The sequence below is a fragment of the Paractinoplanes aksuensis genome (assembly GCF_024137025.1).
Lineage (GTDB): Bacteria > Actinomycetota > Actinomycetes > Mycobacteriales > Micromonosporaceae > Actinoplanes > Actinoplanes aksuensis.
Genome location: NZ_JAMYJR010000016.1, coordinates 76,777 through 91,880, shown reverse-complemented (window position 1 = coordinate 91,880; position 15,104 = coordinate 76,777). Strand labels below are relative to the sequence as shown.

Annotated in this window: 21 protein-coding genes; 10 read left to right on the top strand and 11 right to left on the bottom strand. The window is 71.1% G+C overall.

Annotated features, from left to right (window positions below; genetic code table 11):
* The first annotated feature begins 1 nt into the window (after position 1).
* Genes M1L60_RS16350 through M1L60_RS16340 form a run of 3 tightly spaced genes read left to right on the top strand, consistent with a single transcriptional unit; the run spans position 2 to position 3,996 of the window.
* Entirely contained in the window at positions 2–1,465 is a 1,464-nt protein-coding gene (locus tag M1L60_RS16350; protein ID WP_253238273.1) for a glutathionylspermidine synthase family protein, read from the top strand.
* A gap of 28 nt (positions 1,466–1,493) precedes the next feature.
* Positions 1,494–2,729, top strand: coding sequence for an acyl-CoA thioesterase/bile acid-CoA:amino acid N-acyltransferase family protein (locus tag M1L60_RS16345; RefSeq protein WP_253238272.1), 1,236 nt, complete (start codon positions 1,494–1,496; stop codon positions 2,727–2,729).
* A 46-nt stretch (positions 2,730–2,775) separates the two neighbouring features.
* The gene (locus M1L60_RS16340) at positions 2,776–3,996 is read left to right on the top strand and encodes an acyl-CoA thioesterase/bile acid-CoA:amino acid N-acyltransferase family protein (RefSeq protein WP_253238271.1); all 1,221 of its coding nucleotides are present in this window, start codon (positions 2,776–2,778) and stop codon (positions 3,994–3,996) included.
* Here M1L60_RS16340 and M1L60_RS16335 read toward each other — a convergent pair.
* Together M1L60_RS16335 and M1L60_RS16330 are read right to left on the bottom strand one after the other, a co-directional pair.
* Positions 3,993–4,415 (bottom strand): hypothetical protein, encoded by a 423-nt coding sequence (locus M1L60_RS16335; protein WP_253238270.1) that lies wholly within the window; start codon positions 4,413–4,415, stop codon positions 3,993–3,995. The two genes, M1L60_RS16340 and M1L60_RS16335, sit on opposite strands and share 4 nt — an antisense overlap.
* Entirely contained in the window at positions 4,408–4,773 is a 366-nt protein-coding gene (locus M1L60_RS16330; RefSeq protein ID WP_253238269.1) for a hypothetical protein, read from the bottom strand. Before M1L60_RS16330 ends, M1L60_RS16335 begins: the two co-directional genes overlap by 8 nt.
* Positions 4,774–4,844: 71 nt before the next feature.
* On the opposite strand from M1L60_RS16330, the gene M1L60_RS16325 reads away from it, so the two are divergent.
* Entirely contained in the window at positions 4,845–5,750 is a 906-nt protein-coding gene (locus M1L60_RS16325; RefSeq protein WP_253238268.1) for a Gfo/Idh/MocA family protein, read from the top strand.
* Here the strand turns inward: M1L60_RS16325 and M1L60_RS16320 are convergent.
* Complete coding sequence (locus M1L60_RS16320; RefSeq protein ID WP_253238267.1) at positions 5,734–6,903, bottom strand: hypothetical protein; 1,170 nt, start codon at positions 6,901–6,903, stop codon at positions 5,734–5,736. The two genes, M1L60_RS16325 and M1L60_RS16320, sit on opposite strands and share 17 nt — an antisense overlap.
* Positions 6,900–7,400, bottom strand: a complete 501-nt coding sequence (locus tag M1L60_RS16315; RefSeq protein ID WP_253238266.1) for a SigE family RNA polymerase sigma factor — start codon at positions 7,398–7,400, stop codon at positions 6,900–6,902. The genes M1L60_RS16320 and M1L60_RS16315 overlap by 4 nt, the downstream gene beginning before the upstream one ends.
* 142 nt (positions 7,401–7,542) lie before the next feature.
* Here M1L60_RS16315 and sigK point away from each other — a divergent pair, with 142 nt between their 5' ends.
* Together sigK and M1L60_RS16305 are read left to right on the top strand one after the other, a co-directional pair.
* Positions 7,543–8,160, top strand: coding sequence for an ECF RNA polymerase sigma factor SigK (sigK, locus tag M1L60_RS16310; protein WP_253238265.1), 618 nt, complete (start codon positions 7,543–7,545; stop codon positions 8,158–8,160).
* On the top strand, positions 8,157–8,891 hold the full coding sequence (locus M1L60_RS16305; RefSeq protein WP_253238264.1) for an anti-sigma factor: 735 nt from the start codon (positions 8,157–8,159) through the stop codon (positions 8,889–8,891). Before sigK ends, M1L60_RS16305 begins: the two co-directional genes overlap by 4 nt.
* A gap of 29 nt (positions 8,892–8,920) precedes the next feature.
* On the opposite strand, the gene M1L60_RS16300 is transcribed toward M1L60_RS16305, so the two are convergent.
* Complete coding sequence (locus tag M1L60_RS16300; RefSeq protein ID WP_253238263.1) at positions 8,921–9,211, bottom strand: hypothetical protein; 291 nt, start codon at positions 9,209–9,211, stop codon at positions 8,921–8,923.
* A gap of 313 nt (positions 9,212–9,524) precedes the next feature.
* Here M1L60_RS16300 and M1L60_RS16295 point away from each other — a divergent pair, with 313 nt between their 5' ends.
* Positions 9,525–9,890 carry a hypothetical protein gene (locus M1L60_RS16295; protein ID WP_253238262.1) on the top strand — a complete coding sequence of 122 codons (366 nt, stop codon included), beginning with the start codon at positions 9,525–9,527 and terminating at the stop codon, positions 9,888–9,890.
* Between the two features lie 9 nt (positions 9,891–9,899).
* On the opposite strand, the gene M1L60_RS16290 is transcribed toward M1L60_RS16295, so the two are convergent.
* The gene (locus tag M1L60_RS16290) at positions 9,900–10,862 is read right to left on the bottom strand and encodes an AraC family transcriptional regulator (RefSeq protein ID WP_256516561.1); all 963 of its coding nucleotides are present in this window, start codon (positions 10,860–10,862) and stop codon (positions 9,900–9,902) included.
* Between the two features lie 330 nt (positions 10,863–11,192).
* On the opposite strand from M1L60_RS16290, the gene M1L60_RS16285 reads away from it, so the two are divergent.
* A complete protein-coding gene (locus tag M1L60_RS16285; protein ID WP_127497678.1) occupies positions 11,193–11,549 on the top strand; it encodes an STAS domain-containing protein in 357 nt (118 codons plus the stop codon).
* On the opposite strand, the gene M1L60_RS16280 is transcribed toward M1L60_RS16285, so the two are convergent.
* Genes M1L60_RS16280 through M1L60_RS16270 form a run of 3 tightly spaced genes read right to left on the bottom strand, consistent with a single transcriptional unit; the run spans position 11,535 to position 13,020 of the window.
* Positions 11,535–12,110, bottom strand: coding sequence for a dienelactone hydrolase family protein (locus tag M1L60_RS16280; RefSeq protein ID WP_253238261.1), 576 nt, complete (start codon positions 12,108–12,110; stop codon positions 11,535–11,537). The genes M1L60_RS16285 and M1L60_RS16280 overlap by 15 nt on opposite strands.
* Before the next feature lie 26 nt (positions 12,111–12,136).
* Entirely contained in the window at positions 12,137–12,505 is a 369-nt protein-coding gene (locus M1L60_RS16275) for a VOC family protein (RefSeq protein WP_253238260.1), read from the bottom strand.
* Between the two features lie 47 nt (positions 12,506–12,552).
* Positions 12,553–13,020, bottom strand: coding sequence for a hypothetical protein (locus tag M1L60_RS16270; RefSeq protein WP_253238259.1), 468 nt, complete (start codon positions 13,018–13,020; stop codon positions 12,553–12,555).
* 34 nt (positions 13,021–13,054) lie between these two features.
* Here M1L60_RS16270 and M1L60_RS16265 point away from each other — a divergent pair, with 34 nt between their 5' ends.
* Positions 13,055–14,227 (top strand): serine hydrolase domain-containing protein, encoded by a 1,173-nt coding sequence (locus tag M1L60_RS16265; protein WP_253238258.1) that lies wholly within the window; start codon positions 13,055–13,057, stop codon positions 14,225–14,227.
* Positions 14,227–14,592: a nuclear transport factor 2 family protein gene (locus M1L60_RS16260; RefSeq protein WP_253238257.1), complete on the top strand. Its 366-nt coding sequence runs from the start codon at positions 14,227–14,229 to the stop codon at positions 14,590–14,592. Before M1L60_RS16265 ends, M1L60_RS16260 begins: the two co-directional genes overlap by 1 nt.
* Here the strand turns inward: M1L60_RS16260 and M1L60_RS16255 are convergent.
* Both M1L60_RS16255 and M1L60_RS16250 read right to left on the bottom strand, forming a co-directional pair.
* Entirely contained in the window at positions 14,552–14,932 is a 381-nt protein-coding gene (locus M1L60_RS16255) for a CocE/NonD family hydrolase C-terminal non-catalytic domain-containing protein (RefSeq protein ID WP_253238256.1), read from the bottom strand. The two genes, M1L60_RS16260 and M1L60_RS16255, sit on opposite strands and share 41 nt — an antisense overlap.
* Entirely contained in the window at positions 14,929–15,072 is a 144-nt protein-coding gene (locus M1L60_RS16250) for a hypothetical protein (RefSeq protein ID WP_253238255.1), read from the bottom strand. The genes M1L60_RS16255 and M1L60_RS16250 overlap by 4 nt, the downstream gene beginning before the upstream one ends.
* Between the last annotated feature and the right edge of the window lie 32 nt (positions 15,073–15,104).

Below are 15,104 nucleotides of genomic sequence, written 5' to 3'. Positions count from 1 at the left end.
CGTGCGCCGAGTTCCCCATGGCCCGATCCGCGACGGCTGGAAGCTCACCAACTTCAGCCTCGGCCTGACCTACAACGACACCGAGCTGCCCGACGGCACGATGGTCTCGTACTGGCAGGAAGGCCCGTACTACGACTTCACCCAGGCCGAGATCGAGGAGCTCGAGGCGGCCACCACGGCCCTGTTCGAGATGTCTCTCGAGGCCGGCGACTGGATGGTCCGGCAGTGCCCGCGCCACACGGTGCAGGGCCGCAAGGACGGCTACTTCGCGTCGGTCTGCAACCCGTCGACGTGCTACCTCGCCAAGATCGGCATCCCCGAGTTCGCCCACGAGCAGATCATCCGCACGTGGTTCGACGGCGACGCCGAGACGTGGACGCACTACGACAAAGACCCCGACATGCGGCTGCCGATGGAGACGCCGGACTACTCGCCGAGCGTCTACGGCCGGTTCGACCTCTGGTACAACGGCGCCGGCAGCACGCCCAAGCTGCTCGAGTTCAACGCGCAGACGCCCACGTCGCTGGTCGAGAGCGCGGTCATCCAGTGGCACTGGGCCGACCAGACCAACCTCACCCGGCACGAGTGGCGCCAGTGGAACTCGATCCACGACCGCCTCGTCGGCTGGCCCGCCGCCCCCGGTGAGCCCGGCGACCCCGGCGCGTGGCGACGCAACATCAACAAGCTCCGCGAGGCCCGCACCTGGCTGCCCGAGAAGCCCAAGATCTTTTTTGCGTACGAGACGTCGGAGACCTCGGGCGAGGACCGCATGAACGTCGCGTACCTGATGGCGACGGCCGAGGAGGCGGGCTACCCGGTCGAGCTGATCGCGATGAGCCAGATCGGCTGGGACGTCGCCGGCGACCGCGTGGTCTTCGTGCCCGGCCCCGGCCAGGAGCACAAGTCCGAGCCGATCGACATCATCTTCATGCTCTACCCGTGGGAATGGTTCTGGACCGAGGAGGGCGGCAAGGCCTTCTTCCGCAACATGGCCGACCCCACCAAGCGCGGCACGGTCTGGATCGAGCCGCCCTACAAGGCCGCCCTGCTCGGCAACAAGGCCCTGCTGCCGGTGATGTGGATGCTGTTCGGCGACAACCCCGAGCGCAGCAAATATCTGCTCCCGGCCTACTTCGCCGAGTCGTCCAAGGCGTCGCAGCTCAAGAGCTATGCCAAGAAGCCGATCTGGGGCCGCGAGGGCGGTTCGGTCACGCTTGTGCGCGACGGCGAGACGATCGTCGAGAACCCGTCCGAGTACGGGTCCGACGGGCGCTTCGTCGTGCAGGAGCTGTGCGAGCTGCCGTCGTTCGAGGGCCTCGAGGGCACGGTCCACCCGGTGATCGGCTCCTGGCTGATCGACGGCGAGCCGGCCGGCATGGGCATCCGCGAGGGCCTGGGCACCAAAGGCCTGGTCACCAACGATATGAGCTTCTTCGTCCCGCACACCATCGAGGCGGACAGCTAGATCGCGGCGCATCGATTAGCCTCCGCTCGTGCGAAAGTTGATCGTGGTGGTGCTCGGGTGTGCGCTGGCCCTGACCGGCTGCACCGGTGATTCCGCAGCGGACGCCGAGTTCCGTGTCGCCGTGCCCGAGGCGCTCTTCGACGCGCCGCTCGGCGTGACCCTGACCGGTCTGCCGCCGGGCGACGACGTCACGATCCGCGCCACCACCACCGACCAGGACGGCGAGGCGTGGTCTTCCACCGGCGTCTTCCGGGCGGACAAGGAGGGCCGGGTCGACCCGGCCGCCCAGGCGCCGGTGTCCGGCGACTACACCGGCGCCCACAGCACCGGCCTGTTGTGGTCCATGAGCAGCGAGAATCCGACCGCCTTCATGGAGCCGACCGGCAACCAACCGGTCCGGCTCACCGCGACCGTGGACGGGCAGCCGGTGGCGGAGGCGTCGATCGAGCGGGTGCACCACGGTCCTGGCGTCATCGAGCACGGCGTCGACGAAGGTTTTACCGGCAGCTACTTCTCGGTCGACGGCGCCGAGTCGCCGCGGCCGGCGGTGCTCGCCTTCGGCGGTTCCGAGGGCGGGTCGTGGGCCGGCGTCCGCACGGCCCGGGCGCTGGCCGCCAAGGGCATCCCGGCTCTCGGGATCGGGTACTTCGGCGAGCCGGGCCGTCCGGAGAATCTCGAGCGCATCCCGCTGGAGTATTTCGCCGGGGCCCTGCGCTGGCTGGCCGGTCAGCCCGGCGTCGACCCGAAACGCCTGTACGTCATTGGAGCCTCCCGCGGATCCGAGGCGGCGCTGATGCTCGGTGTCCACTTCCCCGAGCTGGTGCACGGTGTCGTCGCAGCGTCGCCCAGCGCCGTGCTCAATCCCGGCTTCCCGGACGAGACGCGGACCGCCTGGACCCTCCGCGGAAAGCCGCTGCCGCACATCACACCGGCTGAGTACGGCTTCATCACGCCACCGAAGACCCCGGCCGCGATCATCCCGGTCGAGCGTATTGCCGACCCGGTCCTGCTGCTCTGCGGCGACGCCGACCGGTTCTGGGGCGCTTGTGCCGCGGCCGGCGCCATCGCGGTCCGCCGCGGTGACCGCCCGACCACCGAGGTACGCCAACCCGACGCCGGTCATCTGGTCGGCGACCCGGTGCCCAACCATCCAGCCGCCAAGGACATCAACTGGGCCGAGGTCGGCGGCAGTGCGCAGGCCGATGCGCTGGGCCGGCTCGGCGCCTGGCCCCAGCTCCTGAAGTTCCTGGGCGCCCGGCCCTAGGGCGTACTGGTGCGCGCGGTCGGCCGGCATCGATTAGCCTCGAACAGTGCGTAGGCTGATCGTGGTGGTGCTCGGGTGTGCGCTGGCCTTGACCGGGTGCTCCGGCGACCCCGGTGCCGACGCCGAGTTCCACGTCGCCGCGCCCGCTGCGCTCTTCGACGCGCCGCTCGGTGTGACCCTCACGGGTCTGCCACCGGGCGGTGATGTCACGGTTCGCGCCACCACCACCGACCAGAACGGCCAGGCGTGGGCGGCCACCGCGGTCTTCCGCGCCGACCAGGACGGCCGGGTCGATCCGGCCGCTCAGGCGCCGCTCTCCGGCGACTACACCGGCGTGCACGACACCGGTCTGCTCTGGTCGATGATCAGCCCGGAGCCGTCCGCCTTTGAGGCCCCGGCCGGCGGCGAACCGGTCCGGCTGACCGCGACCGCCGATGGCCGGACGGTGGCCGAGAGCTCGGTGACACGGACGGAGGACGCACCGGGGGTGGTCGAGAAGAGCGTCGACGAAGGCTTCACCGGCACTTACTTCGCACCCGGCGGCGATCACTCACCCGGTCCGGCCGTGCTCACGTTCGGCGGCTCCGAGGGCGGCGCGTCGGCCGGGGTGCGTAACGCCCGCGCGCTGGCCGCCAAGGGCATCCCGGCCCTGGGCATCGGCTACTTCGACGTACCGGAAGGACCGAAGGCCCTTCGCAGCGTCCCGCTCGAGTACTTCGCCGGCGCCCTGCGCTGGCTGGCCGGTCAGCCCGGCGTCGACCCGAAGCGCCTGTACGTCATTGGGGCCTCCCGCGGATCCGAGGCGGCCCTGCTGCTCGGCGTCCACTATCCCGACCTCGTGCACGGCGTGGTCGCGGCCTCGCCCAGCGCCGTGCTCTACCCCGGCCTCCCGGACGAGAACCAGGCCGCCTGGAGCTTCGGTGGCCGGCCGCTGCCGCACATCAAACCGTCCGAGTACGGCTTCGTCACCCCGGCGGAGACCCCGGCCGCGATCATCCCGGTCGAGCGGATCCGCGGCCCGGTCCTCCTGCTCTGCGGTGAGGCCGATCGGCTGTGGCCGAGCTGCACCGCGGCCGGCGCCATCGCAACCCGCCGCGGCGACCGCCCGACGACCGAGGTACGCGAGCCCGACGCCGGCCACTTCATCGGCAACCCGGTGCCCAACCACCCGAGCCGCCCGGACGCCCAGGCCGGTGGGGGCACGCAGGCCGACGCCCTGGGCCGGCTGGACGCCTGGCCCAAGCTGCTGAAGTTCCTGGGCGCTTAAGCCGGCCGAGGGCGGTGGCGCCAGATCCACCACAGGCCGATGAACGGCAGCACCAGCGGGACGTAGCCGTAGCCGCTGCCGAAGTGCGACCACACCGTGTCGTCGGGGAAGTCGCCGGCGTCGGCCACGGTCAGGACGCCCACCACGAGCACGCCGAGCAGCTCGATCGAGCAGCTGACCAAAGCGATCAAGCGGCCCCGGACGCCGCCGATGGCCAGGCCCACCGTGGCCGAGATGTAGACCAGGCCGGCGAAGGCCGAGAGCAGGTACGCCAGCGGGGCCTCGCCGAACTTGGTGGTGATCTGCACGAGAGCGCGGGCACTGGCCGAGAGCGCGAACACCCCGTACACCAGGAGCAGCACCCGGCCGAGGCCGGAGCCGAGGGCGGCGTCGCGGGGGCGAGTGGAGGCTTCAGGCACCGGTCACCGACGCAATCTGCTGCAGGCGCAGCACGAGAACCGGAATCACCAGGCAGGCGACGCCGAGGATGAGGCTGCCCCACCGGGTCGGCTCGAGCCGGGCCAGATAGGCGGCGACCGGGGTGAAGGCGATGGTGGTGATCAGATAGCCGATGAAGGTGACCGTGTCGCTGGGCCGGGAGTCGCCGAAGAGGGCGACCAGCGCGATCAGCATGAGCACGGCGACGAGCGCGCTGAGCGCGGCCGCGGCCAGCAGGTCGTAGCGGCTCGGCGCGCGGTCGAGCGCGGAGCGCAACAGATACCAGGCCGCCAGCACCAGGGCGGCGACGATCGTCACCACCGACAGAGGACCGTTCACCCGGCACAGCGTACTGATGGATCTCGCCCTGGTAGCTTCCGGTCGAACACCTAGAGAGGCAGGCGACACCCATGCGCTTCGGACTTTTCGGTACTGGGCCCTGGGCCCACCTCGCCCACGCCCCGGCTTTGGCCGCACACCCCGACGCCGAGTTCGTGGGGGTCTGGGGCCGCAATCCCGACAAGGCCGCCGAACTCGCCGGTGAATACGGCGTTCAGGCGTACGCGGACCAGGACGAACTGCTCGCCGCCGTGGACGCCGTGGCCATCGCGTTGCCGCCCGACGTGCAGGCGCCGCTCGCGCTGAAGGCCGCCCAGCAGGGCAAGCACCTGCTGCTCGACAAGCCGGTGGCCTTCACCAACGAGCAGGCGGCCGAGATCGTGGCCGAGGTCACCGTACGAAATCTCGCCTCTGTTGTCTTCTTCACCCGCCGCCTGTTCCCGCAGATCGCGGACTTCGTGGCCGACGCGGCGGCCACCGGGGGCTGGACCGAGGCCCGGGTCGACCACCTGGGCTCGATCTTCACCGACGACAACCCGTTCGGCGCCTCGGCCTGGCGCAAGGAGAGCGGCGGCCTGTGGGACGTCGGCCCGCACGCGCTGGCCCTGGTGCTGCCCGTGCTCGGCCCGGTGACCGAGGTGGCCGGGATGACCGGCCCGCCCGACATGACCCACCTGCTGCTGCGCCATGCGAGCGGCACGATCAGCAACCTCACCCTCTCGCTGGATGCGCCGCCCGCTTCCGAGCGCGAGGACGCCCAATTCGCCGGCGTGGCCGGTGTGCGCCCGGTGCCCGACGCGCCGTGGTCGCCGACCGAGGCCCTGGGCCGGGCGATCGACCAGCTGATCGCCGCGGCCGCCGACGGCTCGCCGATCGACCTCGACGTGCGTTTCGGCGCCGAGGTGACCGCCGTCCTGGTCGCCGCGCAGGAAGCGGTCACCTCGGGCCGTACGGTGGCGGTCAGCAGCGCCAGATGACCGGCATCGCCTGCGGCATGACGCCTTCCCGCCCGGTGTCCGCCGTCGTGCCCGTCACGGTCCGGGCGTCGTCGCTGATGCTCCGGACCATCGATTGGACGGGGCCAACCGGGGCCGGGAACTGGTAGGACGGAAGGCTCAGGACCGTGCCGTTGGCATAGGTCGTCGTCTCGGTGGTCCCGGGTGGGCTGGACTTCAGAACGGCGCCCGCCACCTGCCAGGTACGGGTCCGCAGCTCATAGCGGAAGGCGGTGGAATCGCCGGGCAACGGCGGGTCCGACTCCCTACGGCTCTCAGATGACCAGACCTTCCCGTAGACCCAGCCGTTCCTGATCGCCGACGGCTCGAACTCGTATTTCCGGCGGCCCGGGATCGGTAAGGGCTCGAGGTACCCATGGGTCCCGTCGGGCCACCACAGGTACGGCCTCAAATTGATCGTGCCGACGATCGTGCCGTCCGCGGCGATGTCGATGGCGGTCGAGAAGCTACCCCGGTAGTCATCCGGCAACGGGAGTGGCTCCGGCTCGGCGTCGGATGAGGCCCACCGCACCGGCGGCCGTTCGGACGGGCCCACTGTGCCGACGATCACCCCGGCGTCGTTGATCGCGTTGGCATCACCCGCGCCGCCGGCCAGCTTCCGGAACCGGCCTCCCTCGACGACATACGGTTCGGACCAGCCGTCATTGTTGGTTCCGACCGCGACGCCGGAGGCGTTGATGTCGGCCATCCTCATCCCGCCGGTGCCCTTCCTGCGGTTCGGCGCCTTCACATCGGTCACCAGCGCGCCGTTGTGCCACACCAGGATGGAACTCGGGCCGGGCTCGCCCACAAAATCGGTGGATCCGACGATCCAGGCGCCAGTCGCGTCGATTCCGCTCGCGTGGGCTCCCTTGTGTGAACCGGTGGGCAGAGCGGCCACCGTGCACCCCGCGGGCAGGATCCGGTCGGGCCGGGGCTCGTCCCGGTCGGCCACCAGCAGCCCGCCGGTGAGGCCGGTCGCGAGCAGGGCCACGGCCGAGCTGGCGGCCCACCAGCGGCGACTGCGCCTCCGGTGGCCCTCGCGCATGGCCCGGGCCACGTCGATCGCGGGCGGTCCGGCCGGTTCCTGCCGCAGCGGCTGCAGCAGACGGTGTCCGTACTCTTCGTCGTTCACAGCGCACCTCCGACGCGGTCGCCCAGGATCCGGCGCAGGGCATTGAGCCCATGCGAGGTCTGGCTCTTGACGGTGCCTTCCGAGCAGCCGAGCAGTTGCGCGACGTCGGCCACCGAGCGGTCGCACAGGAAGCGCAGCACCAGCACCGCCTGCTGACGGGCCGGGATCCGCTTGAGGGCGGCCCGCAGCACCGTCTTCTCGTCGGACGACGGCGGGGCCGGGGCCGGTCTCTCGGGTGGCGCGCCGCGCAGGCTCACCCGCCACCAGCCGCGGCGCTTCTCGTCGAGGAAGGCGCGGACGAGCATGGTGTGCACGTACGCGTCGACGTTCTCGACCTTCGCGATGCGCGGCCATTTCGCGTACAGCTTGGTGATGGTCTCTTGCACCAGGTCGTCGGCCTGGTGTTCGTCGCCGCCCAGCAGATAGGCGAGACGCCGTAGCGCCGGTATCCGGCCGGACACGTACTCGAGGTACCCCGCGTCCGTTTCGTCGTTCATCCCCGCTCCCGTCCTGTCGTCCACCAATAGACGGGGACTTGCCGATCGAGGTTGTAGGAAATTTTCTCCCGGGTGACCCGTCCGCGTGTACCGGTGTGCCGAATGGGAGATTGAATGGCTGGAACGGCGAAAGGCGGATCCCATGGCGGAGCGCGGTGTCGGCCGTCGCCCGGAGCATCTGGCGGCGGTTCCCGGCGTGGGCCCACCCCCGCCGGACGCGGGTGACCTGCTGCGGGAGGTGGCGCGCGGCGACGAGAAGGCCTTCGGCAAGCTCTACGACCTGGTCGCGCCCCGCGTCTACGGGCTGATCCGGCGGGTGCTGCGCGATCCGGCCCAGGCCGAGGAGGTGACCCAGGAGGCGCTGGTCGAGGTGTGGCGGATGGCCGCCCGGTTCGACCCGGCGCGGGGCTCGGCCACCTCCTGGATCTTCACGATCGCCCACCGGCGGGCCGTCGACCGGGTCCGGTCCGAGCAGGCGGCCAGCGAACGGACCATCCGGGCCGGGGTGGCCTCGGTCGATACGCCGTACGACGAGGTGGCCGACGAGGTCAACGGCCGGCTCGAACGCCAGCAGGTGCGCCGCTGTCTCGACGACCTGACCGAACTGCAGCGGCAAGCGGTGACGTTGGCCTATTACCAGGGCCATTCGTATCCGCGGGTGGCCGAGCTGCTCGGCACACCCCTGCCGACGGTGAAGACGAGGATGCGCGACGGCCTGATCCGTCTGCGCGACTGCATGGGAACGGGGGTCTCGGCATGACCACGGAGATCCACACCCTGGTCGGCGCGTACGTGCTGGACGCGGTGGACGACATCGAACGCGCGTCGTTCGAGCGCCACCTGCGCGAGTGCGACTCGTGCCGGACCGAGGTGCACGAGCTGAGCGAGACGGCCACCCGCCTGGCCGACAACACGTGGTCGGTGCCGCCGCCCTGGCTCCGCGAGAACGTCCTGTCCGAGATCGGGCGCACCCGCCAGCTGCCGCCGAAGGTCGATGCCGCGCCTCCGGCCCGCCCGGCGGCCCGCTGGCGGCGCTTCACGGCCGCGGCGGCCGCGGTGGTCGCGGCGGTGGGGGCCGGCTCGGCCGTTTATGTGGTGCAGGATCAGCGCGTACGCGAGGAGCAGCGGGTCGCCGCGGCCGCGCGGTCCGATGAGGCCCGGGTGCGGGCGATCCTGTCCGCGCCCGACGTGGTGCTGAAGAAGCAGGACGTGTCGACCGGCGGCCGGGTCACCGTGGCCACCTCGCAACTGCACAACGCGGGTGTGGTCATGCTGGCCGCCGACGCCGTGCCGACCGGCCGGGTCTTTCAACTGTGGACCATTCGTCCCGGCGGCGCCCCGGTCTCGGCCGGCGTGCTGCACGAGGGTCAGGCGGCCGACGTCGTCGTTCTCAACGGCCTGCCCGGCGCGACCGACGTCGGTCTCACGATCGAACCGCCGCGGGGCTCGGCGACGCCGACCCTGCCGATGGTGGCCGACGTCAAGCTCTGAGACCGGCCACCACCGGTACGGGTAGTTGGTTACGGGACGGTGCGCTCGATGGCAGCCGCACCGTCGCGCTCGAGTTCCTGGCGGGCCCGTTCGATGTTGGCCGGGGTCGGATCGCGGCCCTCGGCGACGGCCAGGTCCTCGGGGTCCCAGGGCTGGTCGGCGCCGGTCCGCACGTGCGGCTCCTCGCCCGGCTGCAGGAACTCCGGGGTGTCCCGGTCGGTGCCGCCGCCCGTGATGAACGCGTCGACCGCGACGTCGTCCTCGATGGCGTCGGCGACTTCGGGCGTCTCCTCCAGAGGCTGACGAATCTCGTCGCTCATGGTGTCCTCCCCACACATCGGCTGTTACCTCTGATCTACCCCAAGGATGTGACTTCTGACCCCAGGTGTGGCGGGCGTCCCGTGGGGTATGCCGCGCGAAGCGGAGGCCCGAAAGGGACGATCATGCCCTCCGCCGGTCAAACTGAGCGCTAACTGGACAGGGCCTGCGCGTTACGGATGGACGCTTAGTAGTGGGCCGAATACATTTTCGCTCTGACGTCCGTTCGCGGTGTCCGGTGGTGACTGCGCCTGAGCCTCCGCCGAGCGGCGTGGTGAGGGGGAAACGCATGACCGAGAGTCGGGGAGGGCGGTCGTGACCAGCCTGTCCGATGCCGAACGGGACGCGTGCGACGTGCTCCAGGCCCTGGCCGGCCTGGCCGCGCTGCTGCGCCGCTCCGCCGACGACGTGCCGGGCCTGGCCCCGGCCGGCCCGGCGGCCGACGACGCCCGCCGCCTGCTGCTGGGCCTGGCCGAGGACGGCGGCCTGGCCGCCGCGCGCGTGCTGGCCTATCTGCGCACCCAGCGCGGGGCCGGCGACGGTGAGCTGGCGGCGGTCCCGATGCGGCTGGGTCCGTGGCGCGAGTGGGTCCCGCCCCGCGGGCATCTCTTCGGCCTGGCCCCGGCCCGACCGGCCGCCAACGAGGTCCCGCAGCCCCGCCGCAGCGATCCGGGCGAATAGCCCCGCTGCTCAGCGCGGCGACCGCAGGGTCTCCGACGGCGACTCGCCGAACCGGCTCCGATAAGCCGAGGCAAACCGGCCCAGGTGGGCGAAGCCCCAGCGGTGGGCCACGGCCGCGACCGTCACCCGCACGGGGTCGGCGTGCCGCAGGGCCTCTTGCGCCCGGCCGAGGCGTACCTGTTGCAGGTACGTCATCGGGGCCGTGCCCACGTGCCGGCGGAAGCCCTCCTGCAGGGACCGGACGCTCATGTTGGCCACCCGGGCCAGCTCGGTCACCGTGAACGGCCGCTCGGGCTCGCTCTGGATGGCGTCCACCACCCGGCGGAGGGCCCGGGGCGGCCCGGCGCTGACCGGTCCGGTCAACTCGTCGCGGTAGCGGTGGGGGACGCTCAGCAGCAGGCCGCTGAGCACGGTGCTGCGCAGCTGCTCGACCATCAGGGGCTCGAAGAAGAGGCTGCTCTCCCGGGAGAGTTCCTCGCACAGCAGCCGGATCAGCCGGCTCCAGCTGTAGCCCGGCCCGGTGGACAAGTCCACCTCCGGGGGGAGGCTCAGGGGTCCCTCGATCGGGTGTCCCAACAGTCCAGACAATTCCTCTTCCAAAGCCTTGCGCTCGATCTTCACGGCGACTTCGGCCGAGTTGGCCTCGCGGGACGTGTAGACCGGGCTGCCGGGGCCGAAGATGACACCCGTCAGAGGGCCGGCCACCACCTCGTGACCGGCGTGCCGGGCGTGCAGGCGGCCGAGCGTGGGCATGGTGATGTGGTAGGCGTCCAATTCGGCCACGAGCAGCGTCACGGCGCTGGCGAACCGTAATTGTCCGACCGTCAGTGGTCCGAGTTGGATCACTCTCACCCCTAGCTGAAAGTCAGCCCCGTGCTCCGGCATCCCCACCGCCACCGGATAGTAGAAACGATTTAGCACAGAGCGTGCCTCATCGATATCGACCCCGCTGAAGTGGGCGACTTCTGGCATTTCGGAGTGCACGGGGGACGACCTCGGGGAGATGTCAACCATGCCGAAGTGAGTCCCGTCGCATACGGTGAGTATTCGACCCAGGGGTGTCGAACGTCAACGTTGCCGCCACGCACTGACCGTTCCAGCACATTCAGGCCATATGAACTACTCTGGCGTTCCGCGCCTACGTGGCGTAACTTGCAGACCAGCGGATTGTTGTAGGAACGCGGTCGGAGAGCGGCGCCCGGGTGGGGGCGTCCGGCGCCCATCCAGGTCATTTCCGGCCTGCGCAGCGTCCTCCACGCGGAAGTCGGCGTCGGCCCGCTCGACGCCAGGAAGAGGGCAGCCGTGTATCTGCCGATCACCACGCGCCAGCTGGCCGACGGCACCGTCGAGATCGCACCCAGCGGTGAGATCGACCTCGACAACGCCCACGTGATGCGGGACGCCGTCAACGACGTGCTGACCAGCTCCACGCCGGGCAAGATCTGCCTTGATCTGCAGCGGGTGATGCTGATCGACAGCATCGGCATCGGCATCCTGGTGGCCTGCTTCCACACGGCCGCCGCCAGCGGCATCAAGCTCGTGGTGAGCCACCCGAGCCCTACGGTCTACCGCCAGCTCTGGGTCTCCGGCCTGGTCGGCCTGCTCGGCTGCGCCGAGCCGCCCTCGCCCCGCACGTCGGTGGGCCTACGCCCCTCCTGAGAGGCGCAGGAACTCGCTGCAGCGCGACCACAGCAGGTCGGTGGCCAGCTCGTCGTGGTCGGGCAGGTCCTCGTCCATCCACAGGTGGCCGACGGCCGGGTAGCGGTAGACCTCGAAGATCGCGCCCGCCTGGTCCATGGCGTCGGCCCAGCCGGTGACGGCGGGGGCGGGCACGAACTCCGGGTCGGGGTCGGCCACGTGCAGTTGAGCGCGCAGGCCGGCCGGGATCGCGGCGCCGGCCGGGGCGCCCCCGAGCAGCAGCAGGCCCGCGGTGTGCGGGCGCTCGGCCAGCAGCGCGTCGACCACGCCCGTACCCATGGAGAAGCCGGCCAGGACGGTGCGCGGCGGCATGTCGCGCAGCGCGGCCCGGCCCCGGGCGACGATCTCGGGCCAGCCCACCTTGTCGGCCAGCGCGGCCGCCTGATCGAGCGAATCGGCCGGGGGCAGGCCGTACAGGTCGGGGGTCACGACGGTGTGGCCGGCGGCCCGCATCCGGCCGGCCGCGGCGTGCACGGACGGCCGCAACCCGTACGCCGAATGGAAGATCGCGACCGAGGCCATACCGACAATGGTGCCGCAGGCCCGGGTCAGGCCCGCTCGCGCTTGCTGATCTTCAGTAGAAGACCCTCGGGCGTACGCACGTGGAGTTGTTCGCCGTAGTCGCGATCGGTGCCGATCTCGTCGACCGGGACGCCGGACTTGCGCAGGTGCGACTGAAGCTCGGCCAGGGGCATCGACGCGTCGAACGTCAGCTCGACCGTGGCCTCGCCGCGCTCGGCGTCCGGAGGCCGCGTGAGCAGGCCGATCTGGGTGGTGCCGAGCTGCATGAGCACCCAGTCCGAGTCCTCGCCGCCGTGGATGACCTCACCGCCCAGGTGCCGGTAGAACGCGACCGAGGCGGCCAGGTCGTCCACGTGCAGCATCGGGCGCAGTAGCAACCCCGGATCCGTCGTCATGACCGTTTCCTCCCTTTTGCCGGAAACTTCAGGCCAGGGATCAACGATCAGTCGTTCAGCTGGGTATGCTCGATCTCGGTCAGAGCGGCGGTGAGGATCTCGCGCGGCGGCCGGGCGCCGAGCAGGTGGGCCAGCAGCAAGGCGGCGTGGCTGGTCAGTTCGTCCGGCTTGGGGGCGGGTGTTTCCTCGTCGAGCACGCCGAGGGCGGCGGCCAGCAGATAGAGCACCACCATGGGGTCGGTCGCGGGGTGCCACGGGACGGCCGCGCGGACGCACTGGGCCAGCACCTCGCGCACGGCGTCGCTGTCGAGACCGTCCGGGTGGGCCTGTTCGAGCAGCAGGCGGGTGGCCGTGCCGAGGATGAGCCCGGTCGGGGCCGGGTCGAGCGCGACCAGGCCGCCCGCCGCGACCGTGAACGCCTCGTCGTCGCGGGCTTGGGCCGCCAGCACAGCCGCGGTGGCCGCGGAAGCGATCGGCCGGGCCGAGACCGGCAGATGCCGCCAGTGGTGATCCATGCCAGGACAGTAGCGACCTGGCAGGGTGGGACCCATGCCGAGTCAACTCCAGCAAGCCATGGCCGCGCGGGTCGAGCGCGGCGACTTCCCCGGTCTGGTGGCCGTGGTCGCCCGGGGCGACGACGTGCGGGTCGAGACGGCCGGCGTCACCGACTTCGGCGGCGACGTGCCGATGCGCCGCGACACGCTGTTCCGGATCACCTCGATGACCAAGCCGGTGCTGGCCGCCGTCACGATGATGCTGGCCGAGGACGACGTGCTCGATCTGGAACAGCCGGTGGCCGCGTTCCTGCCCGAGCTGGCCGGTCAGCCGGTGCTGGTCCGCCCGGACGCCCCGCTCGAGGCCACGGTGCCGCCCGAGCGCCCGGTCACGGTCGAGGACCTGCTGACCTTCACGCTGGGCTTCGGCAACGTGCTCGACGCCGAGGCCGAGGTCGACCCGCCCTATCCCGTCGTGCAGGCCTGGCGCGAGCTCGACCTGCGGCTGGCCGAACCCGAGCCGCGCACCAGGCTGGACCCGGACGAGTGGATCCGGCGCTTCGGGTCGCTGCCGCTGATCCACCAGCCGGGGGAGCAGTGGATGTACAACACCGGCACCACGGTGCTCGGCGTGCTGCTGGCCCGGGCGTCCGGTCAGCCGCTCGGCGACCTGCTGCACGAGCGGCTCTTCGCCCCGCTCGGTATGCGGGACACCGGCTTCTGGTTGCCCGCCGAGCGGGTCGCCGGGCTGCCGGTGCACTACCAGACCGACGGCGCGACCGGACGGCTGAGCCGGTCCGAGATCGAGCCGCTGGAGGTCTGGAGCCGCCCGCCGGCCTTCCCCAACGGCTCGGCCGGCCTGCTGTCCACGGCCGACGACTACCTGGCCTTCGCCCGCCTGCTGCTGAACGGCGGCGTCCACGGAGGCACCCGGCTGCTGTCCGAGAAGTCGGTGGCCGCGATGACCACGAACCACCTCACCGACGAGCAGATCGCCGGGGGCGGGTTCTTCCTCGGCGGTCAGGGCTGGGGCTACGGGCTCGCGGTCACGGTCCGCGACGACGAGGTGGGCGGCCCCGGCCGGTACGGCTGGTCCGGCGGCTACGGCACCGACTGGTTCACCGACCCCGGGGAGGGGCTGATCTTCATCGTGCTGAGTCAGGTCAGCGATCTGCTGTGGAACGGCGCGCTGCCCGAGTTCAGTAAGCTGGCCTATCGGGAGGTCTGATGACCAGTCTCGACGCGGTGACGGCCTGGGTCGGCAACTACCGCCAGGCGTGGGAGTCCAACGATCCGCGGCACATCGCCGGCCTGTTCGCCGAGGATGCTGCCTATTTCTCCGAGCCCTACGCGAAACCGTGGCTGGGCCGGGAGGCCATCGTCGAACAATGGTTGAAGATCAAAGACGATCCGGGCACCACGACGTTCGCCTGGCACCCGGTTCTCGTCACCGAGGATCTCGCGATCATCGAAGCGACGACGACCTATCCCGATGACACCTACAGCAATTTGTGGATGTTGCGGCTCGACAATTCCGGCCAGGCCCGCCAATTCACCGAGTGGTGGATGAAACATCCGCGACCGGAAGAGTGAGTCGCGATTCCGCACAGTGGACGGTGTGGTCCTGCGGCCACAGCGTGCGGGCCTCGGCCGGGGCGCCCGGCGTGCCCAGGTTGCGGGCGAAACGCGGGAACGAACCGCCCGAGACCTGCAGGCGCAGCCGGTGCCCGGCCCGGAGGCGGTGGAAGCACGGGTCGAGCGCGAGCGGCAGGCGTTGCACCTGGCCGGCGGGCACGGCCGGGTCGAGCCGGAGCATGCCGTCGGCGAAGTTGCGGGAATGGCCGCGCTCGTCGACGTCACAGAGCCGGACGAAGACATCGGCGTGGGCCGGCTCGACGGCGACGGCCAGCTCGAGCCCGGGCGGGCCGATCACGTCGGCAGCGGGTCGGTCGTGAAGGTCAGCACGTCGGGGCGGGCCTCCAGGGCCCGGCTGTCCTTGACGCCCATCGAGCCGGTGAGCGTGCGACCGCCCACGGTCGGCGTCGGGTCGGCCGGGTCGTAGCGGAAACTCACGGTGCCGGCCGCCGGCGACTCCGTCCCGGCTG

Bases quoted from the DNA above. Each gene is read 5' to 3' on its own strand.
- M1L60_RS16265 (WP_253238258.1), top strand. From the start codon at position 13,055: ATGCCGAGTCAACTCCAGCAAGCCATGGCCGCGCGGGTCGAGCGCGGC.
- M1L60_RS16280 (WP_253238261.1), bottom strand. From the start codon at position 12,110: ATGGCCTCGGTCGCGATCTTCCATTCGGCGTACGGGTTGCGGCCGTCC.
- M1L60_RS16325 (WP_253238268.1), top strand. From the start codon at position 4,845: ATGCGCTTCGGACTTTTCGGTACTGGGCCCTGGGCCCACCTCGCCCAC.
- M1L60_RS16260 (WP_253238257.1), top strand. From the start codon at position 14,227: ATGACCAGTCTCGACGCGGTGACGGCCTGGGTCGGCAACTACCGCCAG.
- M1L60_RS16315 (WP_253238266.1), bottom strand. From the start codon at position 7,400: ATGAACGACGAAACGGACGCGGGGTACCTCGAGTACGTGTCCGGCCGG.
- M1L60_RS16300 (WP_253238263.1), bottom strand. From the start codon at position 9,211: ATGAGCGACGAGATTCGTCAGCCTCTGGAGGAGACGCCCGAAGTCGCC.
- M1L60_RS16275 (WP_253238260.1), bottom strand. From the start codon at position 12,505: ATGACGACGGATCCGGGGTTGCTACTGCGCCCGATGCTGCACGTGGAC.
- M1L60_RS16305 (WP_253238264.1), top strand. From the start codon at position 8,157: ATGACCACGGAGATCCACACCCTGGTCGGCGCGTACGTGCTGGACGCG.
- M1L60_RS16270 (WP_253238259.1), bottom strand. From the start codon at position 13,020: ATGGATCACCACTGGCGGCATCTGCCGGTCTCGGCCCGGCCGATCGCT.
- M1L60_RS16290 (WP_256516561.1), bottom strand. From the start codon at position 10,862: ATGCCAGAAGTCGCCCACTTCAGCGGGGTCGATATCGATGAGGCACGC.
- sigK (WP_253238265.1), top strand. From the start codon at position 7,543: ATGGCGGAGCGCGGTGTCGGCCGTCGCCCGGAGCATCTGGCGGCGGTT.